The 25413-nt window shown below is 69.5% G+C and carries 22 protein-coding genes; 13 read left to right on the forward strand and 9 right to left on the reverse strand.

All coding sequences use genetic code 11. The features are described 5' to 3' along the window. Positions 1–2: 2 nt before the first annotated feature. Genes nuoL through nuoN form a run of 3 tightly spaced genes read left to right on the forward strand, consistent with a single transcriptional unit; the run spans position 3 to position 5025 of the window. Entirely contained in the window at positions 3–1904 is a 1902-nt protein-coding gene (gene nuoL / locus ISP_RS02715; RefSeq protein WP_013222462.1) for an NADH-quinone oxidoreductase subunit L, read from the forward strand. Continuing rightward, entirely contained in the window at positions 1904–3454 is a 1551-nt protein-coding gene (locus tag ISP_RS02720) for an NADH-quinone oxidoreductase subunit M (RefSeq protein ID WP_013222463.1), read from the forward strand. The genes nuoL and ISP_RS02720 overlap by 1 nt, the downstream gene beginning before the upstream one ends. A gap of 2 nt (positions 3455–3456) precedes the next feature. Next, positions 3457–5025: an NADH-quinone oxidoreductase subunit NuoN gene (nuoN, locus tag ISP_RS02725; RefSeq protein WP_013222464.1), complete on the forward strand. Its 1569-nt coding sequence runs from the start codon at positions 3457–3459 to the stop codon at positions 5023–5025. Between the two features lie 45 nt (positions 5026–5070). Here nuoN and ISP_RS02730 read toward each other — a convergent pair whose 3' ends face one another. From ISP_RS02730 to ISP_RS02745, 4 genes are read right to left on the reverse strand one after another with little or no spacing between them, the layout of a single operon-like run. Next, a complete protein-coding gene (locus ISP_RS02730) occupies positions 5071–5739 on the reverse strand; it encodes an ESX secretion-associated protein EspG (RefSeq protein ID WP_013222465.1) in 669 nt (222 codons plus the stop codon). Beyond that, positions 5736–7073, reverse strand: coding sequence for a PPE domain-containing protein (locus ISP_RS02735; RefSeq protein ID WP_034285921.1), 1338 nt, complete (start codon positions 7071–7073; stop codon positions 5736–5738). The genes ISP_RS02730 and ISP_RS02735 overlap by 4 nt, the downstream gene beginning before the upstream one ends. Next, the gene (locus tag ISP_RS02740) at positions 7073–7681 is read right to left on the reverse strand and encodes a DUF3558 domain-containing protein (protein ID WP_071831528.1); all 609 of its coding nucleotides are present in this window, start codon (positions 7679–7681) and stop codon (positions 7073–7075) included. The genes ISP_RS02735 and ISP_RS02740 overlap by 1 nt, the downstream gene beginning before the upstream one ends. Next, positions 7681–7953, reverse strand: a complete 273-nt coding sequence (locus ISP_RS02745) for a hypothetical protein (protein WP_230468689.1) — start codon at positions 7951–7953, stop codon at positions 7681–7683. Before ISP_RS02745 ends, ISP_RS02740 begins: the two co-directional genes overlap by 1 nt. Positions 7954–8338: 385 nt before the next feature. Here ISP_RS02745 and ISP_RS02750 point away from each other — a divergent pair, with 385 nt between their 5' ends. From ISP_RS02750 to ISP_RS02760, 3 genes are read left to right on the forward strand one after another with little or no spacing between them, the layout of a single operon-like run. Beyond that, positions 8339–9058: a hypothetical protein gene (locus tag ISP_RS02750; RefSeq protein ID WP_161790922.1), complete on the forward strand. Its 720-nt coding sequence runs from the start codon at positions 8339–8341 to the stop codon at positions 9056–9058. A gap of 57 nt (positions 9059–9115) precedes the next feature. Further along, positions 9116–10168, forward strand: a complete 1053-nt coding sequence (locus tag ISP_RS02755; protein ID WP_013222468.1) for a polyprenyl synthetase family protein — start codon at positions 9116–9118, stop codon at positions 10166–10168. Positions 10169–10191: 23 nt separating this feature from the next. Next, on the forward strand, positions 10192–11457 hold the full coding sequence (locus ISP_RS02760) for a sunset domain-containing protein (RefSeq protein ID WP_013222469.1): 1266 nt from the start codon (positions 10192–10194) through the stop codon (positions 11455–11457). On the opposite strand, the gene ISP_RS02765 is transcribed toward ISP_RS02760, so the two are convergent. The 5 genes from ISP_RS02765 to ISP_RS02785 form a co-directional block, all read right to left on the reverse strand. Then, positions 11450–11791 (reverse strand): VOC family protein, encoded by a 342-nt coding sequence (locus ISP_RS02765; protein WP_230468690.1) that lies wholly within the window; start codon positions 11789–11791, stop codon positions 11450–11452. The two genes, ISP_RS02760 and ISP_RS02765, sit on opposite strands and share 8 nt — an antisense overlap. 96 nt (positions 11792–11887) lie before the next feature. Then, positions 11888–12952, reverse strand: a complete 1065-nt coding sequence (locus ISP_RS02770; RefSeq protein ID WP_013222471.1) for a 2-oxoacid:ferredoxin oxidoreductase subunit beta — start codon at positions 12950–12952, stop codon at positions 11888–11890. Then, positions 12949–14874: a 2-oxoacid:acceptor oxidoreductase subunit alpha gene (locus tag ISP_RS02775; protein WP_013222472.1), complete on the reverse strand. Its 1926-nt coding sequence runs from the start codon at positions 14872–14874 to the stop codon at positions 12949–12951. The genes ISP_RS02770 and ISP_RS02775 overlap by 4 nt, the downstream gene beginning before the upstream one ends. Before the next feature lie 259 nt (positions 14875–15133). Beyond that, on the reverse strand, positions 15134–15898 hold the full coding sequence (locus ISP_RS02780; protein ID WP_013222473.1) for an enoyl-CoA hydratase: 765 nt from the start codon (positions 15896–15898) through the stop codon (positions 15134–15136). A gap of 287 nt (positions 15899–16185) precedes the next feature. Continuing rightward, positions 16186–16632 (reverse strand): Lrp/AsnC family transcriptional regulator, encoded by a 447-nt coding sequence (locus ISP_RS02785; protein WP_033261465.1) that lies wholly within the window; start codon positions 16630–16632, stop codon positions 16186–16188. A gap of 73 nt (positions 16633–16705) precedes the next feature. Between ISP_RS02785 and ddaH the strand changes: the two genes are divergently transcribed. The 7 genes from ddaH to ISP_RS02820 all read left to right on the forward strand — a co-directional run bounded on the left by ddaH (position 16706) and on the right by ISP_RS02820 (position 25413). Next, the gene (gene ddaH, locus ISP_RS02790; protein ID WP_013222475.1) at positions 16706–17551 is read left to right on the forward strand and encodes a dimethylargininase; all 846 of its coding nucleotides are present in this window, start codon (positions 16706–16708) and stop codon (positions 17549–17551) included. An 81-nt stretch (positions 17552–17632) separates the two neighbouring features. Beyond that, positions 17633–18289, forward strand: a complete 657-nt coding sequence (locus ISP_RS02795) for a polysaccharide deacetylase family protein (protein WP_013222476.1) — start codon at positions 17633–17635, stop codon at positions 18287–18289. A 320-nt stretch (positions 18290–18609) separates the two neighbouring features. Continuing rightward, on the forward strand, positions 18610–19305 hold the full coding sequence (locus ISP_RS02800) for a glycoside hydrolase family 75 protein (protein ID WP_013222477.1): 696 nt from the start codon (positions 18610–18612) through the stop codon (positions 19303–19305). A 206-nt stretch (positions 19306–19511) separates the two neighbouring features. After that, on the forward strand, positions 19512–20822 hold the full coding sequence (locus tag ISP_RS02805) for a nucleotide sugar dehydrogenase (RefSeq protein WP_013222478.1): 1311 nt from the start codon (positions 19512–19514) through the stop codon (positions 20820–20822). Next, positions 20812–21993, forward strand: coding sequence for a glycosyltransferase family 4 protein (locus ISP_RS02810; protein WP_014466568.1), 1182 nt, complete (start codon positions 20812–20814; stop codon positions 21991–21993). The genes ISP_RS02805 and ISP_RS02810 overlap by 11 nt, the downstream gene beginning before the upstream one ends. A 109-nt stretch (positions 21994–22102) precedes the next feature. Continuing rightward, positions 22103–23461 (forward strand): exopolysaccharide biosynthesis protein, encoded by a 1359-nt coding sequence (locus ISP_RS02815; protein WP_014466569.1) that lies wholly within the window; start codon positions 22103–22105, stop codon positions 23459–23461. Beyond that, positions 23458–25413, forward strand: a complete 1956-nt coding sequence (locus tag ISP_RS02820) for a Wzz/FepE/Etk N-terminal domain-containing protein (protein WP_013222481.1) — start codon at positions 23458–23460, stop codon at positions 25411–25413. The genes ISP_RS02815 and ISP_RS02820 overlap by 4 nt, the downstream gene beginning before the upstream one ends.

Genomic DNA, 25413 nt, shown 5'->3' on the forward strand with positions numbered 1-25413 from the left:
GAGTGACCGCATCATCGTGGCTGCTGGTGGCCTTCCCTGCCCTCGGCGCCCTGATCCTCCTGTTGGCGGGCAAGCGCGCGAAGGCGTGGGGGCATCTGCTCGGCTGTGCCACCGTCACCCTCGCCTTCGTCTACGGGCTGATCCTGTTCTTCACCGCCGACACGGGCACCACGACCGACACCAAGGTCTACTCGTGGATCCCGGTCGGGCAGCTGCAGGTGGACTTCGGGCTGCGGATCGACGCGTTGTCGCTGACGTTCGTGCTGCTCATCACCGGCGTCGGCATGCTGATCCACTACTACTCGATCGGCTACATGGCCGACGACGAGGGCCGGTACCGCTTCTTCGCGTACCTGAACCTCTTCGTCGCTTCGATGCTGATCCTGGTGCTGGGCAACAGCTTCGTGACGCTGTACCTCGGCTGGGAAGGCGTGGGTCTCGCCTCCTACCTGCTGATCGGCTGGTACCAGGGCCGCCCGTCCGCCGCGACCGCGGCGAAGAAGGCGTTCCTGATGAACCGCGTCGGCGATGTCGGGCTCGCGCTGGCGATCTTCATCATGTTCAAGTACGCGGGCTCCACCGGCTACGCGCAGGTCTTCCAGGCGGTCGGCGACGGCAAGTTCTCGCCGGGCGCGATCACCGCGATGGCGATCCTGCTCCTGCTGGGTGCCTGCGGTAAGTCCGGCCAGTTCCCGCTGCAGGCGTGGCTCCCGGACGCGATGGAGGGCCCGACCCCCGTGTCGGCCCTGATCCACGCGGCCACGATGGTGACCGCGGGTGTCTACCTGGTGGCCCGCTCGAAGGACATCTTCAACGCCACCGAGGACGGCCGCCTGATCGTCACCCTGGTCGGCACGGTGACGCTGCTGCTCGGGTGCATCATCGGCTGCGCGTACGACGACATCAAGAAGGTCCTCGCCTACTCCACGGTCAGCCAGATCGGCTACATGATGCTGGCCGTCGGGCTCGGGCCGATCGCGTACGCGCTCGGCATCATGCACCTGGTCGCGCACGGCTTCTTCAAGGCCGGGCTGTTCCTCGGGGCCGGGTCGGTCATGCACGGCATGAACGACGAGGTCGACATGCGGAAGTTCGGCGGGCTGCGCAAGCACATGCCGATCACCTTCATCACCTTCGGCCTCGGCTACCTGGCCCTGATCGGCATCCCGCCGCTGTCGGGCTTCTTCACCAAGGACGCGATCATCGAAGCGGCGTTCGGCCAGGGCGGCTGGCGCGGCTGGGTGATGGGCGGCGCGGCGCTGCTCGGCGCCGGGCTCACCGCCTTCTACATGACCCGCCTGATGATGATGACGTTCTTCGGCAAGGAGCGCTGGAAGGACATCAAGAGCTCCGACGGCCGCGACTTCCACCCCCACGAGTCCACGGCGGTCATGTGGATCCCGATGGCCGTCCTGGCGGTCGGCTCGGTCGGCGCCGGCGCGTTCTTCGCGCTCGGTGATCGCTTCTCCGAGTGGCTGACCCCGTCGGTCGGCAAGCTGGAGGAGGCGCACCACGCGCCGTTCGACGCCTGGGTGATCTCCGTCGCCGCGATCGTGTTCTCCGTGCTGGGCGTGGTGATCGCGTACCTGATCTTCCGCCGTGACGTCCCGGTCGAGCAGCCGCAGCGGGTTTCGTTCGTCACCCGGGCCGCGCGCAAGGACCTGTACGGCAACGCCCTCAACGAGACGCTGGTCGCCCGCCCGGGCACCTGGCTCTCGCGGGCGCTGGTGTTCGTCGACAACCGCGGCGTCGACGGCGCGGTCAACGGCCTGGCCGCCGGACTCGGCGGCGGGTCCGGCCGGCTGAGGCGGCTCCAGACCGGGTTCGTCCGGTCCTACGCGCTGTCGATGCTGGGCGGCACGTTCCTGCTTCTGGCGGCTCTCCTGCTGGTGAGGTTCTCCTGATGACCTGGTTGCTCATCCTCATCCTGGTGCCGCTCGCCGGCTCGCTGGTGCTGGCGTTCCTCAAGGGGAACGACCGCGCCGCGGTGCTGGCCGCGCTCGGGTTCTCCATCCTCGAGTTCCTGCTGGTGATCCCGTTCTGGCTCAGCTACACGGCATCCGGCCCCCGGCTGCAGATGACGTCGAGCTTCGACTGGATCCCCAGTTTCGGCGTGCACATCGCGTTCGGCACCGACGGCATCTCGCTGATCATGATCGCGGTGATCGCGCTGCTGGTGCCGATCGTCGTCGGCGGGCTCGGCACGCTGGACAAGCTGCCGCCGGGCCGCAGCGCGGGCGGGTTCCTCTCGCTGATCCTGCTGCAGGAAGCCCTCACGATCGGCGTGTTCGCCGCGACCGACGTCTTCCTGTTCTACGTGCTGTTCGAGATCATGCTGATCCCGATGTACTTCCTGATCGGCGGCTACGGCGGCGCGAACCGGCAGTACGCGGCGGTGAAGTTCTTCCTCTACTCGTTCCTCGGCGGCCTGATCATGCTGGCGTCGGCGATCGGGGCGTACTCGCTGGCGGCGGACAAGCTCGGCAAGGGCACGTTCGACTGGGCCACGCTGGTGACGGTGGTGCGCGACGCGCCGCTGTCCACGCAGATCTGGCTGTTCCTCGGGTTCTTCCTGGCCTTCGCGATCAAGGCGCCGCTGGTGCCGTTCCACACCTGGCTGCCGGACGCGGCGGGGGAGGCGCCGATCGGCGTCGCCGTCCTGCTGGTCGGCGTGCTGGACAAGGTCGGCACGTTCGGGTTCCTGCGCTACTGCCTGCCGATGTTCCCCGACGCGAGCCGGACCCTGGCGCCGCTGGTGCTGGTGCTCTCGGTGATCGGCGTCCTCTACGGATCGATCCTCGCCGCGGGGCAGCGGGACATGAAGCGGTTCATCGCCTACGTCTCGATCGCGCACTTCGGTTTCATCTCGCTCGGCATCTTCGCGTTCAACGAGCAGGCGATGGTCGGCTCGGCGACGTACATGCTGAACCACAGCCTCGCGACCGGCATGCTGATCGTGGTGATCGGCCTGGTGATCGCGCGCGGCGGGTCGTCGCGCATTTCGGACTACGGTGGCATGGCGAAGGTGACTCCGCTGCTGGCGGGCCTGTTCCTCCTCGCCGGTCTGTCCACTTTGTCCCTGCCGGGCACCAACTCGTTCGTCTCGGAGTTCCTGGTGCTCATCGGGTCCTTTGTGGACCAGCCGGTGTACACGATCCTCGCCACGGTGGGCATGGTCCTGGCCGCGGCGTACGTCCTGTGGCTCTACCAGCGGGTCTTCCAGGGCCCGGTCCGCGGTGATGCGCTTGTGGGTGTCGGCGGCGGACCCGGCACGGCGATCGCGCCGGAACTGGGTGCGAAGAAGGCCATCCGCGACCTCAACGGCCGTGAGATCGCGATCCTCGCGCCGCTGGTCGTGCTGATCCTCGTCCTCGGCTTCTACCCGAAGCCGGTGCTCGACACAGTCACCCCGACGGTGCAGCAGACGCTGTCCGCGGTCCAGGGAGGCAAGTAAAAGTGCTCGACATCCTCCTGACGCAGGCGCAGCCGCCGATCGTGACGCCGTCGGTGGACTACAACGCCGTGCTGCCGGTGCTGATCATCTTCGGCGCGGCGTGCGTCAGCGTGCTGGTCGAGGCGTTCGCCTCGAAGCGCTCGCGGTTCGGCGTGCAGGTCGGGCTGAGCTTGCTGGCGATCGTCGCCGCGGGCGCCTGGCTGATCAAGTACGCGGTCTCCGACTCGCCGGCGGGCGGCGTGACGACGTTCAGCGGCGCGATCTCGATCGACCGGCCGGCGTTGTTCCTCTGGGGCACGCTGCTGGCGCTGGCGGTCGGCGCGGTGCTGCTCATTTCGGATCGGGTGGTCGAGCCGGGTGGCGCGCTCGTCGCCCAGGCCGGCATCCGCCCGGGCACGGTCCAGGACCGCGCCCAGACGGCGACGGTCATGCAGACCGAGGTGTTCCCGCTGACGCTGTTCGCGCTCGGCGGCATGATGGCGTTCTGCGCGTCGAACGACCTGCTGACGATGTTCATCGCGCTGGAAGTGCTGTCGCTGCCGCTGTACCTGATGTGCGGCCTCGCGCGTCGCCGCCGCCTGCTGTCCCAGGAAGCGGCGGTCAAGTACTTCCTGCTGGGCGCGTTCTCCTCGGCGTTCTTCCTGTACGGGCTGGCGCTGCTGTACGGCTACGCGAACTCGGTGAAGCTGGGCGACATCGCGGCCGCGGCGGCGGGTTCGGACCGGTCGGACACGCTGCTGTTCGCCGGGCTGGGGCTGCTGGTGGTCGGCCTGCTGTTCAAGGGTTCGGTCGGCCCGTTCCACACGTGGACGCCGGACGTCTACCAGGGAGCACCGACGCCGGTGACGGCGTTCATGGCGGCGTGCACGAAGGTCGCGGCGTTCGGCGGGATCCTGCGGGTGCTGTCGGTGGCGTTCTCGTCGACTTCGTGGGAGTGGCGTGGGGTCCTGTGGGGCGTGGCGATCATCTCGATGGTGATCGGCGCGGTGCTGGGCCTGACGCAGACGGACGTCAAGCGCATGGTGGCGTATTCGTCGATCGCCCACGCGGGTTTCCTGCTGGTGGGCGCGATCGCGATGACCAAGGACGGGTTGTCGAGCACGCTGTTCTACCTGCTGGCGTACGGCTTCACGACGCTGGCGGCGTTCGGCGTGATCAGCCTGGTCCGGGATTCCTCGGGTGAAGCAACCCACCTCTCGGCGTGGGCCGGGTTGGCCAAGCGGTCGCCGCTGGTGGCGGGGGTCTTCACGTTCTTGCTGCTGGCGCTGGCCGGGATTCCGCTCACGTCCGGGTTCGTGGGGAAGTTCGTGGTGTTCTCGGCGGCGCTTTCGGACGGCATGGCCCCGCTGGTGGTGATCGCCCTGGTGTTCAGCGCGGTGGCGGCGTTCTTCTACCTGCGCGTGATCGTCCTGATGTACTTCTCCGAGCCGGCGGCGGACGGGCCATCGGTGTCGGTCCCGGGCTTCGGCACGGGAACGGCGATCTTCCTGGGCACGGCGGTGACGCTGGTGCTGGGCCTGGTCCCGGCGTTCGCGCTCGGCTGGGCCGGTTCGGGCGGGTTCGCTTTCTGATCCTGTTGGCCGCTACTCTCCCGCGTTTGTGGGGGAGTGGCGGCCTTATTTCAGTTTCCGGCTCAGTGCCCGGGGATCCCCGGGCAGGACGCTGATGTAGCCGTCGGCCAAGGCGATCCCGACGCGCCCGGCGTCCAGATCGAGGTAGCTGACGGTCTTGTCCTCGGTGTGGAGCTGCCCGACACCGTAGTGCGGCTGCTGGAAGAGGGCGTCGAGTTCCTGCGCTTCCCGGCTGCGGGCGGGAGCGTCGTCGAAGATGTCGCTCTCCGGGTGCTGCCGGAAGTCTTCTTGGGGAAGTGAGAAGGGCTTGATGTCCGCGGGCCGGCAGCCGGGCAGGTGCGCGACAAGGGCATCGGCGGGGTGGGTGCGGACATCGGTGAGTTCGACCTGGTCGCCCCGGCAGACAACGCAGACCTTGTCCCCGCCTTTGACGGCGACGAGGACGCCGATTTGTTCGGTGATGTCCCGGGCGTAGGCGAAGCATTCTTGGGCGGGATCGCCGAGGACGTGCAGAAGGTCTTCGAATTCGGGGGTGAAGCCGTCACCTTGAATGAAGCCATGGGGGCTGAGTTCTTCGAAGGCTTCCCGATTGATCTGTTTCGCAGCCGACGGCGGGATGTAGCGCAGCCCTTTCGCGAGGACGGGATGCGGATCACCGCACCCGACGTTGCGCATGGCGGTGAGCAGGGTGGTCAGAGAGAAGTCGGCGATCACGGTTTTCGGTTCCGGTTTTCCCCGATGACCGGCGGCATGGGCTTTTCGATGAAGCCGCCGAAGGTTTCTTCGGGATCGGGGTTTTGCAGGTAGGGGGCCTTTTTCTTTTCGCGGTCTTCTTCTTTGCCGCCGCGTCCTTGCACGGGGCCGCCCATGGGCAGGCCGTTGGCGCCCCGGGGGCCGGCGGAGCCGCGTGCGGAGTTGGCGCCGGGAAGGCGTTCCTCGGGGAGCCGTGCCCCGGAGCTGCTTCCGGGGGCGCGCATGCCGGGCTGGTTCAGCCTGTTTCCGGTTCCTGGTCCGGTTCCGGTGCCGGATCCCGGCATTCCTGGTCGTGGGCCGGTTCCCGTGCTGGTCCCTGGAGTTCCGGTTCCCGGTTGGTATCCACCGCCTGCGTACGGCCCGGTGCCGGGCCCGAAGCCGCCGGAAAAGTTCGTGCCGGTGCCGGTCAGGTTGCCGACGGGCTGACCGGTAGGCCCAAACTCATAGCCACCCTGAGCGGCGGGCATGACGGGCTTGGGGATGTAGCTGTTGGCGTGGGTGTTCTCCGGGTTCGTGGTGCCGGGTCGAACCTGGTTCTGCTGGTTTTGCTGAAACTGTTGATTCTGCTGGACTTGTTGATTCTGCTGGTTCTGTTGGTCTTGCTGGTTCTGCTGGGTGGTCACCTGCTGGTTCTGCTCCGTGCCGCGGGTTTGTCCGGGCCGAACGGTCTGCCGATCCTGAGCGGGAACCTGCGTCTGACGAGGATTCCGAGCCCATTCCCCGGTATCGGTGGGCTCGGCCTTCCTGTCGTCGGCGGTCATGGAGATCGGGGCACCGGAGTCGGCAAGCTGCGCGTATCGGGAGGGCATTTGCCCGCCGTTGGCCGAACTGGCGGAGTGGTAGGCACTGAAAGCATCGATGTTGGCCTGGCTGTCGGCTTGCCAGCCAGCAACTTTGGCGTGGTAGGAATCCGTCCCCTGGCCGCTGACAGCGCGGAGAACATCATCAACCCCCAACTCAGGAGGCTGAGCGGCAACAGGCTTGACGGAGTTCTTGGCAGTACCGAAGGCATCCATCTGAGCCCCCACAGCAGTCTGCGCATTCTCGAGATGAACAGCATCATCAGCGGCGGCTTGAACAAGGGGCCGAGTGGCATCGGCGGCGGCCGCCCCGCCGTCACCGCGCCAGCCGGACATGGTCTTGGCCCGGAGCGCGCTGATCCGCTGGGCCCGTTCAACCATCCGAGTGGTCAGATGATCGGCGTCGCGTTGGGCGTCGGAGAGAGAGCGGGAGCCTTCACCTTCCGTGATTTGTGTGTAGATCTCGGCTGCGGTCAGCGGTGACTCGGTGACCATCACTTCGCCCCCTTGATGTTTTCGACAACTTTCTCGGCGACTTCATGTGCAGCTGCACAGGGATCGCTCTTGCCGACGTTCGTTTCAGACTGAGTGATGGAAACGTCGATCATCTCGTGGTCGCTGGTCCCAACAGCGATCGCGCATCGACCGCTCGTGGCACGCTCATCCTTCAACCCGTAGGCGACGGCTGGCAGGCCCCCCACCGGGGCCACCGGCATGAAGAGGCGAAATGTCGACCCTTGCTGCTCGTAAATTGCGGTCAGGCCGGCTTGGTTCACCTTGTTGAAGATGATGCCGACAGTTGCCTGGGAGGTCCCTCTCGGTTGCCAGTTGCACGTAGGGCCACCCGGTGCGCTCAGCTCCTCCTTGGCTGTCGCACCTGAGCCGAGAAGTGAGGTGACTTCTTCAGCGGCCAAGGATTCGCACGGCGTTCGCTTGAATCGGGTGGTGTCCAGTGGTGTATCGACCTTGGGTACGCCGGGACCGGGCACGGCATCCGGCTGAGTTGATGAAAAGGTCACGGGCGAAGCCGTCCCGGCTCTCGTGTCTGAGCACGCCGTTAGGACCAGCAGGGATGCGCCGAGCAGTACAAGTGAGCGGCGCATCACAGCGTTCCCCCTGTTTGCTTGATTTCGGAAGCTTGGGTTTCCTCGGTTGCTGCGTACTTGCCAAGCGCTTTCGCGAACTTTTCCGCCATCGCTCGGCAATACTCTGCCCGTTGTTGAAGAGCGGTGTCGAGGGCATCACCCGAGGCGCGGATCCTTTCGGCGTTGCCGGCACTTGCGTACTCGAGGCCGGGACCGTGCGTGGTCGCGATGGCTCGGGCCTGCTCGCGGTCCTCCTGGAACTCGCGGGCCAAATCGTGCCACTCGTGCATCAGCTCACGAAGAGTCTCTTCGTCGTACTCGAACCCCGCACCCGCGCCACCCCCGTCCCCGTACGAGCCGGCGCCCCGGACCCCGTTCGGCCCAGGCAGCTGCCAATCCCCGCTCGGGTCGTAAACCGGTCCCTCAGCCACGACACACGTCCGTCGTCATCAGCTCTCCCCTAGCTTGCAGTGTGCTCCGCCCCGGGCACCCTGCGTATCCGACGCTCCGCACCCTACCAGGGTTCCCACGACCGAAAACCAAGGTCACAAGGGCCGCGGCGGCCCTCTCGGTGCTCTCCCAAGCCGCGGCCCTCGTGACGTCTATGGGGTGGGGGAACAGCTGGTCGCGCCCAATTTCACCGCTCCGGTGAGGCCCGATTCCGGGAGGAAATCGATGCGCAACATCGTCAAGCCGACACTTCCGTCGCCGGGGACGTCCTGGATGTTGAACACCGCGTTCGCCAGGACCGTTCCGTCCGATTTCCGGAGCGGCGACACGTATCCCACCGGTACCGGGTTCGGCGGGTTCGCGATCCCCGACATCCCGCCGAACGTCCAGTTCGCGCTCGTCTGCGTCGACGCCCTCTCGCACGTCACCGTGAAGCTCGCCAGCTTCACCCGGGGCCCTCCCGCCCTCACCAGCGCGGACAGCTCGAAGTCCTTGCCCGTCGCCGTCACCTTTGTTTCCGTGCACGATGACGTGCCGCCGCCGAAGGTGATTCCCGGCTTCGACACCCGCTCGGCCGAACCCGCCGACGGGCCGCCGATTGCGCAGGGAGCCTGGGGTGGGACCTCGACCGCCGTGAACGAAGCCGAGCCGATGCTCGCCACGCCCGGTTGTGGCGAAGCCGATGAAGGCGAAGAAGCGGCCAGGCCTGTCACCACCAAAGCCGTGACGATCGTGCTGCGCATCTCGCGTCCTCCTCGCCTCCGGGGGAGCGGCCGTGGCGGCAGCTCATCCACGCCTGAATATCCGCCCGGCGGGGACGTCCGTTGCGCCCGGAATCTCCGATCACCCTTCCGAGGATCGGGAACCACCCGGTGGGTGACCGTGGGCGGTGTCATGTTCGTCACCGTTTCCGCAGGACAGCGGGTAAACGACCGCGCGGCGTAGCCACTACGCTCAAGGGGCAACCGACCGGTGCACGAGTAGAGCGGAGCCGACGTGTCTGTGCCTTCCCCAGCCCCCGGGGCGGGATCCCTCCCCGCTGCGCCGGGCGGCGCCCTCGACGACCTGCGGGCGTCGGTCGGGCTGCAGATCGCCGACGAAACCTTGCTGCGCTCGATCGCCGGCGGGCTGACCGAGGTCGAGAAGCTGCTGCGCGAGGTCGTCCGCAGTGATGTCCAGGCCGTCAACGACGCCGCGTTGCACCTGGTCGAGGCCGGTGGCAAACGCTTCCGTCCGCTGTTCACCCTGCTCGCCGCGCAGTTCGGCCCCAAGCAGGACGACCACGTCATCGTCGCCGCCGCCGCGGTCGAGCTGGTGCACCTGGCCACGCTCTACCACGACGACGTCATGGACGAGGCCACCATGCGGCGCGGCGCCGAGAGCGTCAACGCCCGCTGGGACAACACCATCGCCATCCTCACCGGCGACTTCCTCTTCGCCCACGCTTCGCGCCTGGTCGCCGACCTCGGTACGGACGCCGCGCGGATCATCGCCGAGACCTTCGGCGAGCTGGTCACCGGCCAGATGCGCGAGACCGTCGGCCCCGGCCCGGGTGACGATGCCGTCGCGCACTACCTCACCGTGATCGCGCAGAAGACCGGCTCGCTGATCGCCACCTCCGGCCGGTTCGGCGGCATGATGTCCGGCGCCGCCGAGGAGCACATCGAGGCGCTGCGCCGCTTCGGCGACATCATCGGCACCGCGTTCCAGATCTCCGACGACATCATCGACATCGCGTCGCCGTCCGACGAGCTCGGCAAGGCGCAGGGCACCGACCTGCGCGAAGGCGTCCGGACGCTGCCCATGCTGTACGCGCTGGCCGACCCGGAGACCGACCCGCGGCTCATCGAGCTGCTGTCCGGCCCGATCGCCGACGACGCGCTCGTGCAGGAGGCGCTGGAGCTGCTGCGGGTCAGTAGCGGACTCGATCGAGCACGCGTCACCCTCTCCGACTACGCTCAGCGCGCGCGAGCCGAGCTCACCGCGCTGCCCGCATCACCCGCCCGGGACGCGTGTGAGTCGGTCGCCGACTACCTGGTCGCGCGCACGCGCTAAGCACTTAACAGGGGCAGGAAAAGATGTCCATATTCGGACAGGTCTGGCTGTGGAGCCTCGCCGCGTTCTTCGTCGGCGTCCTCCTCACCTGGCTGGTGCTCGTGCTACCGCTTCGCAAGAGCGTCCGCCGGCTGGAGAGTTCGCTGGCACAGGCCCACGCCGACGCCGCGCGCACCCCCGCGAACGCGACCGCGATGGGCGGTCACGAGAACTTCCGCCGGCCGGAGCCGCGGCCCGAGCCGGAGCCGTCCCGCCAGGAGACGTCCTACCCCGGCACCCTGGTCGCCGCGCCGCCGATCCACCGCGACGACGTCCACGACGACATCGACGAGGACTTCGCCGAGCTGGACGCCCAGGTGCCCTCGCGGATGCCGCCCGAGCCGGAACCCGTCCGCGCCCCCGAGCCGGAGCCCGAGGAAGACGACCCGTACCGCAACGCGGCCACCCAGTTCCTGACACCGGACGACGAGCCCGAGCCGGAGCCGGACCGCGCCACCGCGACCCAGTACCTGGCCCCGGTCGGGAATTCGTTCGACGACGAGTTCGGCGCAGAGTTCGACGACGAGGCGGAGCCCGAGTCGCCGGCGTTGTCGCGGCTCGAGCAGAAGCTGGACCCGGGCCCGCCGGGTTCGCTGTTCCAGCCGCCGTCCGGCGAGGCGACGCCGGACTGGTTCGACCACGAGCTGCCGTCCGAGCGGTCGGCGTTCGAAGAGCCGGTGGAGCGCACGCGCTACATCGGCGAGCACCCCGGTTCGGTGCGTGCCGAGGAGCGCGACGCCGACACCGAGCCGCCGCAGTACGCGTTCGGTGGCGACGTCGCCGAAAGTGAGCTGGACGTGCCACCGGAGACCCCCGCCGAAGCAACGCAGGTGCTGCCGAAGCGGCAGCCGCGGGAGGCGGTGCGCGGCGGGTTCGACGCGCCGCAGCCGATCCAGCCGTCGATGCGCACGGTCGAGCGCCGCGAGCCGGACCTGTCCGGCGGGCACAGCGGCTCGCTGTTCGAGCCGTCGGTGCAGCCGAACCAGGCGGCGGCCGGCGTCGCGGCGCCGGAGCCGCCCCCGGCCCGTCAGGCGGCGGGCGACTCGGTCCCGCCGGGCCCGTTCGGCCCCGGTTCGGCGATGCCGCGCCCGGGCGGCGGGGCACCCAGCGACAGCTTCGCGGTGAAGGCCAGCGTCACGGCTTTGCGGTACTGCACCGAGGAATCGGCGCAGTTCCCGAAGATGGTCGCCGAGGTCTGGTTCCGGACCGCCGAGGACGCCGAACGCGTCGGGTTCCGGCCGCTCAGCTGAGTTCCTGGAACAGGACGAGCGCGGCGCCGCCGGGATCGGTGACCACCACCAGGGAACCGAACGGCAGGTCGGTGCGCTCGCGCACCAGGGTTCCACCCAGCTCCAGCGCTTTCGCCGCGGCGGCGTCCACATCGGACACCGGCGCGTAGGGGAGCCACTGCGGGGCCCGGTCGTCGCCCGGCGGCAGCTCGGTGAGGCCGCCCCAGGGCGCGCCACCGGCCGTCAGCAGGGTGTCGTTCGCCTCCCAGCCCAGCAACTCGGCGAAGAACCGCTTGCTGCCCTCCGGATCGGCGGTGCGGACGTCGAAGAACACGAAAGGTGATTCAGGTCGCATGGCCTAAAACTTAGGACACATGTCCCAACTAAGGCAACCCCGAAAACGCCGAAGACCGCCATGCACCGGGCATGGCGGCCTTCGGGAGCAGCGGGGTTACGCGACCGTCCAGGTGTCCTTGCCGCGCAGCAGGCCCTGCAGGTCCGGCTTGCGGGCCGCCCGGGCCTCCTCGACCTGGGCGCGGGCGCCGTCGTCGTACGTCGGGCGCTCGACCTGGCGGAGGATGCCCGTCGGGACGTGGTTGAGGTTCTGGTCGCCCAGGCGCGAGAGCGCGAACGCGTACGACGTGTCCGTGATCGACGGGTCGTGCACCACGATGTCGTCTTCGCCGATGTCCGCGACCTTGGCGACGTCCAAGCCGCCCCAGTCACCGCGCTTGACGCCGAACTCCTGGTTGGGGCCGAAGCGGATCGGCTCGCCCGCGCGCAGCGGGATCAGGCGCGCCGCGGCCTCGTCGGCGTCCTTGAGGACGTCGAACGCACCGTCGTTGAAGATGGGGCAGTTCTGGTAGATCTCGACCAGCGCCGACCCGCGGTGCTGCGCCGCCGCCTCCAGGACCTCGGTCAGGCCCTTGCGGTCGGAGTCCATCGCCCGGCCCACGAACGACGCCTCCGCGCCGATGGCCAGCGACAGCGGGTTGAACGGCGTGTCCACCGAACCCATCGGCGTCGACTTGGTGACCATGCCCTGCCCGGACGTCGGGGAGTACTGGCCCTTGGTCAGCCCGTAGATCCGGTTGTTGAACAGCAGGATCTTGATGTTCACGTTGCGGCGCAGCGCGTGGATCAGGTGGTTGCCGCCGATGGACAGCGCGTCGCCGTCACCGGTGACGACCCACACCGACAGGTCCGGCCGCGTGGTCGCGAGACCGGTCGCGATCGACGGCGCGCGGCCGTGGATCGAGTGCATGCCGTAGGTGTTCAGGTAGTACGGGAACCGCGACGAACAGCCGATGCCCGAGATGAACACGATGTTCTCGCGCTTCAGGCCGAGGGTCGGCAGGAACGACTGGACGGCGTTGAGGACGACGTAGTCGCCACAGCCGGGACACCAGCGGACTTCCTGGTCCGACTTGTAGTCCTTGGCCTTCTGCGGCTCGTCGGTGGTGGGCACAAGGTCCAGGCCGCCGAGGTTGGGTATCCCCAGGTCGATTGCGGTCATTTCGCCGCCTCCGTAGCAACGCCGGTGATGATCTCCGAGAACAGGTTCTGCAGCTCTTCGGCCTTGAACGCCATTCCGGCGACCTTGGTGTGCGAGTGGATGTCCACCAGGTACTTCGCCCGCAGCAGCAGCGACAGCTGGCCGAGGTTCATCTCCGGCACCACGACCTTGTCGTAGCTGCGCAGGATGTCGCCCAGGTTGGCCGGCAGCGGGTTGAGGTGCCGCAGGTGCGCCTGCGCGATCGGCAGGCCGAGCTTGCGGACGCGGCGGCAGGCCGCGCCGATCGGGCCGAACGAGCTGCCCCAGCCGAGCGCGAGCACGCGGGCCTTGCCGCCGCTCGGGTCGTCGACCACGACGTCGGGGACGTCGATGCCGTCGATCTTCGCCTGCCGCAGCCGGACCATCTTGTCGTGGTTGGCCGGGTCGTAGGAGATGTGGCCGGTCTTGTCGGCCTTCTCCAGCCCGCCGATGCGGTGCTGCAGCCCCGGAGTGCCCGGCACCGCCCACGCGCGGGCGAGGGTCTCGGGGTCGCGGACGTACGGCCAGAACTCGCCGGAGTCGTTGTCCGCGTTGGGTTCGGTCGCGAACTCGACCCGCAGGTCCGGCAGCGTCTCCACGTCCGGGATCAGCCACGGCTCGGAACCGTTCGCGATCGCGCCGTCCGAGAGCAGCAGCACCGGGGTGCGGTACTTCAGCGCGATCCGGGTCGCCTCGACGGCCGCGTCGAAGCAGTCCGCGGGGGACAGCGGCGCGACGATCGGGACCGGCGACTCGCCGTTGCGGCCGAACATCGCCTGCAGCAGGTCGGCCTGCTCGGTCTTGGTCGGCAGCCCGGTGGACGGGCCACCGCGCTGGACGTCGATGACGACCAGTGGCAGCTCCACCATCACGCCGAGGCCGACCGCTTCGGACTTCAGCGCGACACCCGGCCCGGACGTCGAGGTGACGCCGAGCGCGCCGCCGTAGGACGCGCCGAGCGCGGCGCCGATGCCGGCGATCTCGTCCTCGGCCTGGAAGGTGATGATGCCGAAGTGCTTGTGCTTGGACAGCTCGTGCAGGATGTCCGACGCCGGGGTGATCGGGTACGTGCCGAGCAGGATCTGCAGCCCGGAACGCTGCCCGGCGGCCACGATCCCGTAGGCCAGCGCGGTGTTGCCGGTGATCTGCCGGTAGGTGCCCCGGGTCAGCTTCGCCGGGGCGACCTGGAACGTCGTCGCGAACGATTCGGTGGTCTCGCCGTAGTTCCAGCCCGCGCGGAAGGCCAGGATGTTCGCCTCGGCGATGTCCGGCTTCTTCGCGAACTTCTCCCGCAGGAACCGCTCGGTGCCTTCGGTCGGGCGGTGGTACATCCACGACAGCAGGCCGAGCGCGAACATGTTCTTGCAGCGTTCGGCGTCCTTCTTGCCGAGGCCGGTGTCCGCGAGCGCGCCCTGGGTCAGGGTCGACATGGCGACCCGGTGCACCTGGTACGCCTCGAGCGTGGCGTCCTCCAGCGGGTCGCTCGCGTAGCCGACCTTGGTGAGGTTCCGCTTGATGAAGTCGTCGGTGTTGAGGATGATCGTGCCGCCGTGCGGGACGTCGGCGAGGTTCGCCTTGAGCGCCGCCGGGTTCATCGCCACCAGCACGTCCGGCCGGTCGCCGGGGGTGAGGATGTCGTAGTCGGCGAAGTGCACCTGGAAGCTGGAGACGCCGGGAATGGTGCCCTGTGGCGCCCGGATCTCGGCGGGGAAGTTCGGCATCGTCGACAGGTCGTTGCCGAACGCGGCGGCTTCGGACGTGAAGCGGTCGCCGGTCAGCTGCATGCCGTCACCGGAGTCGCCCGCGAACCGGATGACCACCCGGTCGAGCTTGCTGACCTCGGTCGGCCTGGTTGCGGCGAGCGAGCCGTGACCAGCGCCGTTGCCGTTCGCACTCGTGCTCATGGGTCAGGGATTCCCTCTCTCCCGACGGTACGGCTTCCGTTGGCCTGCCGGTGCCGCGGCTGCGTTCACCAGGTCTACTCCCGAGGTTAGCTCGCCCTCAACACCGATGTTGGTAGTGTCCCGGCTGTTGGGCGACCTCATCGATGCTCTTCAATGTCCCTTTTGCAGGTCGGTCAGATACCTGTAACTGATGGTAACGGGTAGCTGCTGCGCCGCGTTGTGACGCGTGTCTCCCGGAGGGTAGAGCCCCCTTGTCGAGTCACGGCCGAGAACGGATCCGGTCCTGCAGCAGGGAAAGCCGCTGGGCGAACTCCGGTGACGCCAGCGAGGCCAGCTGCGGCCGGATCTCGACGTCGACGGCGGCACTGTGCTCGGCCAGGCTCGCGGTGGCGCGGAGACTGCGCTTGGTGGCGACCAGTGCTTCGCGCGGCGCGGCCACCGCGGGGTGAGCGAGCTCACGCGCCGCGGTCAGTAGTTCGTCATGGCCGCCGTCGACCACGCGCAGCGCCAGCCCGGCGCGCACCGCGGCTTCGGCGTCGAGCGGCTGCCCGAACAACGTCATGGCGGCGGCCTGCTGCGGGCCGGCGAGCCGCTGCGTCATCCAGGTCATCCCGCCGCCCGGGTGCAGCCCGAGCTCGAGGAACCGGGCGACGAACTTCGCCCGCGGCCCGGCCAGCCGGACGTCGGCGGCGAGGGCGAGGTTCAGCCCGGCCCCGACGGCGGCACCTCCGACCGCGGCGATGGTCGGCAGCTCGCACCGCGCGACGGCGAGGAAGCCTTCGTAGATGGCCCGCAAGCCGGGCTCGTCGGCCGCGGCGAGCGCGGACAGGTCGGCGCCGGCGCAGAAGACGGGCGGCGTCCCGGTGACCACGACGGCGTGCACGGACTCGTCCCGCTCCGCGGCCTCGACGGCGGCGGCGAGCTGCGCGGAGAGGTCGAGCGTCAGCGCGTTCCGGCTGGCGGGCGCGTCGACGGTCAGCAGGGCGACGCCGCCGGAGTGCTCGCTGACGATGCGGTCGGTCATGGGCCCAGGGTGGCACGGCCCGGTGCGGGTGGACGCAGGGGGAGCGGGCGCGCCTCCGGCCCCCGTTGACCAGCGTATCGGCGGGGGCCGACAGTTTCGCGGCCCCGGTTCGCGCCCATCCACAGAGCCTCGGCTGTGTGGATTAGCCCCCGTCCACAGAGCCGGGGCTGTGTGGACTATCCGTGCACGCTGCGGGCTCGAGCGCCCGGATTGTCGGTCCCCGCCGATACGCTGGAGACCGGGGGGCGGAGGCCCGCCTCGTCCCGCCGCGGCCACCCGCCGCGCGCTCACTGCTCCGGCGTCGGCGGCCGTTCCAGCAGCCGCGAGAGCACCACCGTCGACACCGTCCGGTCCACGATCTCGAGCCCGCGCAGCCGCTCCAGCGCCGTCTCCAGGTGGTGGATGTCCGCCGCCCGCAGGTGCACGATCGCGTCCGCCGCGCCCGACACCGTGTACGCCGCCACCACCTCCGGAAGCGGCTCCAGCCGCGCGCGGATCCGGGCCGGCGTGATGTTGCCCTGGCACGTGACCTCGACGAACGCCTCGGTTCCCCAGCCCAGCGCCTCCGGGTCGACCACCGCGGTGAAGCCCCGCAGGATGCCCGTTTCGAGGAGCCGGTCCACCCGCCGTTTCACCGCCGGCGCCGACAGGCCGACCACCTTGCCGATCTCCGCGTAGCTCGAGCGCGCGTTCGCCACTAGACACGAAACGATTCGCTGGTCGATGGTGTTCACACGCAACATCTAGCACAGATACGCGCAGCGAACAGAGATTGATTGCGATTTAGGTGCACCTTACCCTGCAATCATGCAGGGATCACTGGCCACCCGCGTACCGACCACCCGCCGATACCTGATGTGCCCGCCGCGCTTCTTCGCGGTGGACTACGTGATCAACCCCTGGATGGACCCGACCCAGCCGGTCAGCGCCGACGTCGCCGTCGCGCAGTGGACCGAGCTGCGCGACACCTACCGCCGCCTCGGCCACACCGTCGAGGAGATCGAGCCCCAGCCCGGCCTGCCCGACATGGTCTTCGCCGCGAACTCCGGCACCGTCGTCGACGGCCGGGTGCTCGGCTCGCGGTTCCGCGCCCCGCAGCGCGCCGCCGAGGCCGAGCACTTCCGCCGCTGGTTCGTCGAACACGGCTACCGCGACATCACCATGCCGGAGAAGATCAACGAGGCCGAAGGCGACTTCGCCTGGACCGGCGCCGTGCTGCTCGCCGGCACCGGCTTCCGCACCGACCCGGCCGCGCACGCCGAGGCGCAGGAGGTCCTCGGCGTCCCGGTCGTCTCGCTGCAGCTGGTCGACCCGCGTTACTACCACCTCGACACGGCGCTGTTCGTGCTCGCCGAGGCGACGGACTCGACGCGCGCGCAGATCGTCTACTACCCCGAGGCCTTCTCCGCCGGCTCGCGCCGCGTGCTGGAGCGGGTGTTCCCGGACGCGGTGCTCGCCACCAAGGAAGACGCAGAGTGCTTCGGCCTCAACGGCGTCTCCGACGGCCGCAATGTCGTCCTCCCGGTGGAGGCCACTCGTTTGGGTGAACTTCTCTCGGCGCGGGGGTATGAGCCGGTCTACGTCGACATCTCTGAGCTGCGGAAAGCCGGCGGCGGCCCGAAGTGCTGCACGCTCGAGATTCGCAAAGGCTAAATAACGGCAAAAATGTGTAACTCACCCGTTTGCCATCGCGATTAATCGAAGTAACAAATCGACTACTCGCGGTGGCAGGCGGTGGGAGTGGTGACGGTGATCCTCGCCGTGCACGGGGTGGGCCGGCCGGCGCGCCAGCTGGACCCCGGTGAAGACGAGCGCTGGCTGACCGTGGCGCAGTTCGAGCGCGTCCTCGACGTCGCCGCGGATCGCGAAGACGTCCGCCTCACCTTCGACGACGGCAACGAATCCGACGTCGAGATCGTGCTGCCGCGGCTGGCCGACCGCGGCCTGACGGCGGAGTTCTTCCCCCTCGCCGGCCGGCTCGGGCAGCGCGGCTACCTCGATCGCGACGGGCTGCGCGAGCTCGCCCGCGCCGGGATGGAGATCGGCTCGCACGGCTGGGAACCCCGCGACTGGCGGCGGCTCGACGACCGGCACGCCGACCGCGAGCTGAAGGACGCGCCGAAGCTGCTCGGCGACCTGTGCGGCCGGCCGGTGCGGCGGTACTCGCTGCCGTTCGGCGCCTACGACCGGCGCGTGCTCGCGCGGCTGCGGCAGGCGGGCGCCACCCGCGTGTACTCGAGCGACGGCGGGGAGGCTCGCCGGGACGGCTGGCTGCAGGCGCGCACCGAGCTCCCGCACGACCTCGACGGCGACTGGCTCGACGGCGTGCTCGCCGGGTCGCGGCGGGCCGCGCACTGGGCGAACCGCTTCTTTCGCCGCGCTCTCCGTTAGGGCGCGGTCCGGCATCGCATCGGGTGACCGGTCTCGTCGCGGCGCGGTCCGTCCGTTGGCGCGTCGGGCGAGCCGTCTCTTCGCCGCGCCGTCCGTTAGGCCGCATTCGCCGGCTCCGGGCCGCCCGGCGGCGTCCCGGCGAACGGGACACCGCGCGGAACCGGTATCGCGCGCTTCGAAGCGATGAGCAGCCTTTTCGTCAACTCCGGCCATCTGATGGGAAATTCCCGGACCCGGGGGTCTTGAACGCGCCCGCGCCGGGGTGCATCCTGGTGCCCCGCCGCCGTAAGGAAAGTTTCCTAACTAAGGGAGCCCCAGCAATGCGGAAACTGATCCTGCTCGCGACCCTCGCGCTGGCGTCGGCCGTGATGCCGTCGGCCCTCGCGTCGGCGTCGCCGGCCCCGGCCGCCCAGCCGGCCACCGCCGAAGCCGCCCCCACCGCGGCCCAGCTGCTCGCCAAGACTTCCGGCTGCAAGCAGATCTCGAACGGCAAGTACAAGACGGACGAAGACGTATCGAGCAAAACGGTCGCGATCTGCGACGCCAACGGCGCGGTCTTCTGGAAAGCCGACATGGACATCGACTGCGACGGCCAGCGCACCTCGCAGTGCAACGAGAACACCGACTGCTGCTACCAGGACGACACGGCGTTCCACCAGTCCGACGGCAAGCCGCTCAACGCCGCGAAGCTGCCCTACATCGTCGTGCCGAGCTCCAGCAGCATCTGGAAGTACTCCTCCTCCGGCCTCAAGGGCGGCGGCTCCTGCGCGGTGATCTACAACGGCAAGGTCGAGTATGCGGTCATCGGGGACACCGGGCCGACGCAGATCATCGGCGAAGCCTCCTACGCGACGGCGAAGGACCTCGGCATCAACCCCGACCCGTCCAACGGCGGCACCGACTCCGGCGTCACCTACATCTGCTTCAAGAACTCGACCGTCTCGCCGATCGAAAACCACTCCAACGCGGTGAGCAAGGGCCAGAGCCTGGCCACCACCTTCGTGAACAACAACTGACACCTATTTTCCACCCGGCGGCGAATCGTGGTCCCCGGCCACGGTCCGCCGCCGGTCCGCGTACCGGATCGAGACCCGATTCCCACTCGGATCCCTTGCGTCTCACCGCAGTCTCACGCCGTCCCCCGTTCGCCGACCCCGCGGTAACGATCCAGGGGCGCCCGCCGACCAACTTGAGGGTCGCGCGGAATAGCGGAGGTTTTGGCGTGAAGATCAGTGTCTTCGGGCTCGGTTACGTGGGCTGTGTCTCCGCCGCGTGCCTGGCGGGGCAGGGACACCGGGTGGTCGGCGTGGACGTCAACCCGGTGAAGATCGACCTCATCACGCAGGGCAACGCCCCGGTGGTCGAGGAGCGGATCGGCGAGCTGACCGCCGAGGTCGTCGCGAGCGGCGCGCTGAGAGCCACGACCGACGTCGCCGAAGCGGTCGCCGACAGCGAAATTTCGCTGGTCTGCGTCGGCACGCCGTCGGCGTCGAACGGCAGCCTCTCGACGGTCTACCTCGAGCGCGTCGCCGAGGAAATCGGCGAGGCGATCGCGAACAAGAGCGAACGGCACACCGTCGTCTTCCGCAGCACGATGCTGCCCGGCACCTGCCTGGACCTGCTGGTCCCGATCCTCGAGAAGGCCTCGGGCCGCACGGCCGGCGTCGACTTCGGCGTCGCGGTGAACCCGGAGTTCCTGCGCGAGGGCACCAGCGTCCGCGACTTCTTCGACCCGCCGAAGACGGTGATCGGCGAGATCGACGAGGCCAGCGGCGACGCCGTCGCGGCGTTGTACGAGGGCCTGCCCGGCCCCGTTTTCCGGGTGCCGATCCCGGTCGCGGAAATGACGAAGTACGCCGACAACTCCTTCCACGGCCTGAAGATCGGCTTCGCGAACGAGCTCGGTTCGGTCTGCCGCGCGCTCGGCCTCGACTCGCACCAGGTGATCGACGTCTTCCTCGCCGACACCAAGCTCAACATCAGCCCGGCCTACCTCAAGCCCGGCTTCGCCTTCGGCGGCTCGTGCCTGCCGAAGGACCTGCGCGGGCTCGTCTACGCCGCACACCGCGCCGACGTCAGCGTGCCGATCCTCTCGCACGTCCTGGCGTCGAACGCCGAGCACCTGCAGCGGGCGTTCGACCTGGTCGCGCGGACGGGCAAGCGCAAGGTCGGGCTGTTCGGGCTGTCGTTCAAGCCGGGCACCGACGACCTGCGCGAGTCGCCCCTGGTCGAGCTGGCCGAGAAGCTGCTCGGCAAGGGCTACGACCTGAAGATCTACGACGCCAACGTCAGCCTCTCGCGCCTGATGGGTGCCAACCGCGAGTACATCGAGGGCCGGCTGCCACACCTCGGCCAGCTGCTCGCCGGCACCGTCGAAGAAGTCATGGACCACGCCGAAGTCCTGCTCGTCGGCACCAAGGACCCGGACGTGCTGGCGGCCCTGCCGCACGGACGGGAGATCGTCGACCTCGTCCGCCTGCCCGACGCCGCCGAGCGTCGCCTTGAAGAGGGATACGCCGGCCTTGCCTGGTAAAGCGCTCATCCTCGTCGAAAACCTCTCCGTTCCCTTCGACCGGCGGGTCTGGCAGGAGTCCACGACCCTGCGTGACGCCGGGTGGGAAGTCCACGTGATCTGCCCGCAGGGCACGAAACGCGACACCGAAGCGGAAGCCGTCGTCGACGGCGTCCACATCTACCGCTACCCGCTCAAGGCGGCGACCGGCGGGCCCGCCGGCTACCTGCAGGAGTACGGCAGCGCCCTGTGGCACACGCTGCGGCTCGCCCGCAAGGTCGGGCCGGTCGACGTGGTGCACGCCTGCAACCCGCCGGACCTGCTCTACCTGGTCGCGAAGTACCTGAAGCGCCAGGGCGCCAAGTTCATCTTCGACCAGCACGACCTGTGCCCGGAGCTGTACCTTTCGCGGTTCGACCGCGGGCAGGACCTCCTCTACCGCGGGGTCTGCGCGCTCGAACGCGCCACCTACCGCGCCGCCGACGTCGTGATCTCGACGAACGAGAGCTACCAGCAGGTCGCCCGGATCCGCGGCGGCAAGAAGCCCGAAGACGTCTTCGTGGTGCGCAGCGCGCCGGTCGTCGAGCGGTTCCACGAGGTGCCGGCCGAGCCCGAGCTGAAGAAGGGCAAGCCGTACCTGCTCGCCTACCTCGGCGTGATGGGCCCGCAGGACGGCGTCGACTACGCCCTGCGCGCGCTGGCGAAGCTGCGTGACGAGGTCGGCCGCACCGACTGGCACGCGGTGTTCGTCGGCTCGGGCGACGCGTTCGACGACATGGTCGCGCTGTCGGCGAAGCTCGGCCTGGCCAACCAGGTCGAGTTCACCGGGCGGATCTCCGATGAGGACCTGGTCCGCTACCTGTCCACCGCCGACGTCTGCCTGTCGCCGGACCCGCTGAACCCGCTCAACGACGTCTCCACGATGAACAAGGTCATGGAGTACATGGCGATGAGCAAGCCGATCGTCTCGTTCGAGCTGCGGGAGGCGCGGGTGTCCGCGGGCGACGCCGCCGTCTACGCCCCGGCGAACGACGAGACGGAGTTCGCGGCGCTGGTGTCCCGGCTGCTCGACGACCCCGAGGAGCGGATCCGGATGGGCAAGCTCGGCCAGGCCCGGGTGGCCGGTCCGCTCTCGTGGGCGAATTCGGCGAGGAACTTGCTCGCCGCGTATGAGCACGCTGTGAAGTCCTGATCGCCGTTAGGTCAAGAACTCACCGGACGTGTAACCAATGCTCCCGGTCCGACGACGGTTGGGGTAACCGGCCGATCAACTGAACCCGTTCGGCGTACCCGGCTCAGGAATGGAGATCCCGCCGTTGACTGACGACACGGTGCGCCTGGCCCTCGTCGGGCAGGTCCTGAGACGCCGGTGGCGGCTGCTGGCCGTCCTCGCCGTCCTGGGCGCGCTGGTCGGCGCCGGAGCGTCGATCCTGTTCTCGCCCGGCTACAAGACGACCTCGGGCGTGCTGCTCCAGGGCCCGCGCCAGGCCGACGAGCTGCTGACCCAGGCCGAGATCGCGACCGCATCGGTCGTCCTCGACCGCGCGGCCGCCGTGCTGCCGTGGCACCCCAGCGGCATCGACCTGAAGAAGCAGGTCAGCGCGTCGGTGGCGCAGAGCAACGTCGTGACGATCACCGTCTCCGCCGACACCGCCGAGCACGCCCAGCAGCTCGCCGACCAGGTCGCGCAGCAGTACGTCAAGTACTCCACGCAGCTGGCCAGCAACTCCGCCGACGCCTCGGTGCAGCTCGCCCAGGAGCAGCGCGAGTCGCTGCGCCAGCAGGTCAAGCTGACCACGGACAAGATCAGCGACCTGGCCAAGAACGTCGGTGGCGGCCTGACCGTGGAGAGCGTGCAGGTCCGCACCCAGCTCGAGGGCCTGAAGACGTCGCTGGAGCAGGCGATCAACGACCTGAACCAGGCCGATCTGGCGACCGGCGTCGGCAACACCGTGGTGCTCGGGCCGTCCCAGCGCCCGACGTCGCCGGCGGCTCCGACGATGACGCAGTTCGTCGCCGGGGGCGCGGTGCTGTTCTTCCTCGTGGGCGTGTTCGGCCACCTGTTCACCGCCCGCACCGACCGGCGCCTGCGTGGCGAGCCGGAGATCGCCTCCGCGCTCGGCGCGCCGATCCTCGCCGGCGTCGACGTCACCACCCCGCCGGGTGAGCGCAGCCCGGCCACCGGCTTCGTCGGCAAGGTGCGCCACCTCCTCGGCGGGGACCGGCCGTGGGTACTGCCGCCGGTCGCCACCTCGGCCGACGAGGTCAACCGCGACATCCGCTACCGCCGGGTGCTGGCCCGGCTGGCCACCGGCCCCGCCGACGTCCTGCTGCTGGTGGCCGACGACGACGAGACCGGCCGCCTGGCCGCCGCGCAGCTCGCCGAGCTGGCCGACCGGCTGTCCGTGCCGCTGCGCATCTTCGAGTTCTCGCCCGACCGGCCGACGGTGCCGGACGCCACGGCGAGCTCCGGGGTCCTGGTCGTGCTCGGCGCCGGCACGCGCACCGCGTGGCAGCTGGTCCAGCTCGCCGAGGCCTGCACCGACGGCGGCCAGGAGATCGTCGGCGCCGTCCTCACCCACGCCGTCCGGCCGGGCGAGCCGGAGAAACCCGGACCCGCGGCGGAAGCCCCCGAGAAAGCCCTGGCAGGTTCGGCGTGACGACTCCTCCTTCGCAGGCCCCGGCCGCCCCGCTCGTCGACCTGCAGCGGCTGTTCGTCGCGATCCGCCGTCGCAAGCGGGTCTGGCTGGCCACCGCGCTCCTCGGGCTCATCGCCGGCGCGGCGCTGGCCTTCCTGCTGCCCGCGCCGCCGACCGCGGTCGCCAAGGTGATCGTCGTCCACCAGGACGACTCGCCGACCGACAGCGGCACCCTGATGCGCACCGACGTCGCCGTGCTGCAGACGGCTCAGATCGCCGGGGCCGCGCTGAAGAAGCTGGGCAGCACCGATTCGCCCGAAGACTTCATGAAGAACTACGCGGGCCTCGGCGTGACCAACAACGTCCTGCAGATCACCGTCAAGGCCAAGAGCAACGAAGAGGCCGTGGCGCGGGCCCAGGCGCTGGCCGAAACGTTCATCGCCGACCACGTCAAGCGCAGCCAGGCGGCCGCGGCCGCCCAGTCGCAGGCCATCCTCGACCAGCGCAAGAACGCCCAGGACGAGCTGAGCAAGGTCGAGCAGCAGATCGTCGCCGAGGAGGGCAAGGGCCGCCAGGCCAGCCAGCCCGCGCTCGAAAACCTCTACAGCCGCCGGGCCGCGCTCACCGCGCAGATCACGGACTTCACCTCGCGCGCCCAGCAGGCCGGCATCGGCAGCCCGCAGGTCGCCGCGGGCACCCAGGTCGTCGACGCGGCCCGCGCGCTGCCCAAGGCGTTCCTCAAGACCACCGCGACCAACGCCGGCATCGGGTTCGCCCTCGGCCTGGCTCTCGGGCTCGCGCTCGTCGCCGTCGGCGCGGTTTCGCGCGACCGGCCGGTGCTGCGCCGCGAAATCTCGACGCACCTCGGCGCGTCCGTGATCGCGCAGCTGCCGTCGAAGCTGCGCGGGCCGGCCCGGCTGTGGCGGCGCTCGCGCGCGGTCTCCGAACGCAAGCGCGTCGCCACGACGCTGGTCCGCCTGATCAAGCAGGAGCCGCGCGGGGTGTCGCTGCTGGAGCTCGGCGCCCCGAAGGTCGCCGCCGCGCTCGGCCTGGACATCGCCGAGGAGCTGGCCGCCGACGGCGCCGCGAGCGTCGTCGACGACCTGCCGGGCGAGGACGTCCGCAAGCTCGCGCAGGAGACCAAGAGCGACGTCTCCGTGGTCGGCGCCGGCGACCCGCCGGGGACGCCGGAGGAGCGCCGCGTCGGCATCGGCACGGTGTCGCCGGGCACGGCGTGGACCGACCTGGAGCACCTCGGCAAGGAGACCGTGCTGGTCGTGAAGTCCGGGCACGCGAACACGCTGTGGCTGCACACGGTCGCCCGGCAGCTCGCCGACCAGGAGATCCCGATCATCGGCGTCGTGCTGGTCGATCCGGACCCGCGCGACAAGTCCGACGGCACGTTGTGGGACGGCCTGCACACGGCCCTGCGTGGCCGCGGCCGCCCGGCCGCCGCGGCGCAGCCGGCCCCGGCCGAGCGCGAAGACCACCTGGACGAGCTGGTCGCCCGCGTCGTCGAGCGCGTCACCACGACCGAGCACCCGACGCGCCGGTTCACCCCGATCCGGCCGGTGCTCCCGCCGGCGCTGGCCACCCCGAGGCCACCGGCCTCGCCCCTGCCACCGCCCGGCAGCGTGAGCGTGCCGGACCACCTGAACGCGCCGACGAAGAAATTCGCCCCCGTCAAGCCCCCGAAGCGGCCGTCGCCGTTCAAGCGCGATCACGCCGAACCGAACCACAAGGGCGAACTGAACGCCGACCTCGAACCCGAAAAGAGCACTGTGACAACCGGGGCGTCGCCCCGGGCCGGGGGCTCCGCCACCCGGACCCCCGAAAAGAGCACTGTGACAACCGGGGCTTTGCCCCGGGCCGGGGGCTCCGCCACCCAGACCCCCGAAAAGAGTGCTGTGACAACCGGGGCTTCGCCCCGGGCCGGGGGCTCCGCCACCCAGACCCCCGAAAAGAGTGCGTGA

Origin of the sequence: Amycolatopsis mediterranei, assembly GCF_026017845.1 — a bacterium.
Taxonomy (GTDB): domain Bacteria; phylum Actinomycetota; class Actinomycetes; order Mycobacteriales; family Pseudonocardiaceae; genus Amycolatopsis; species Amycolatopsis mediterranei.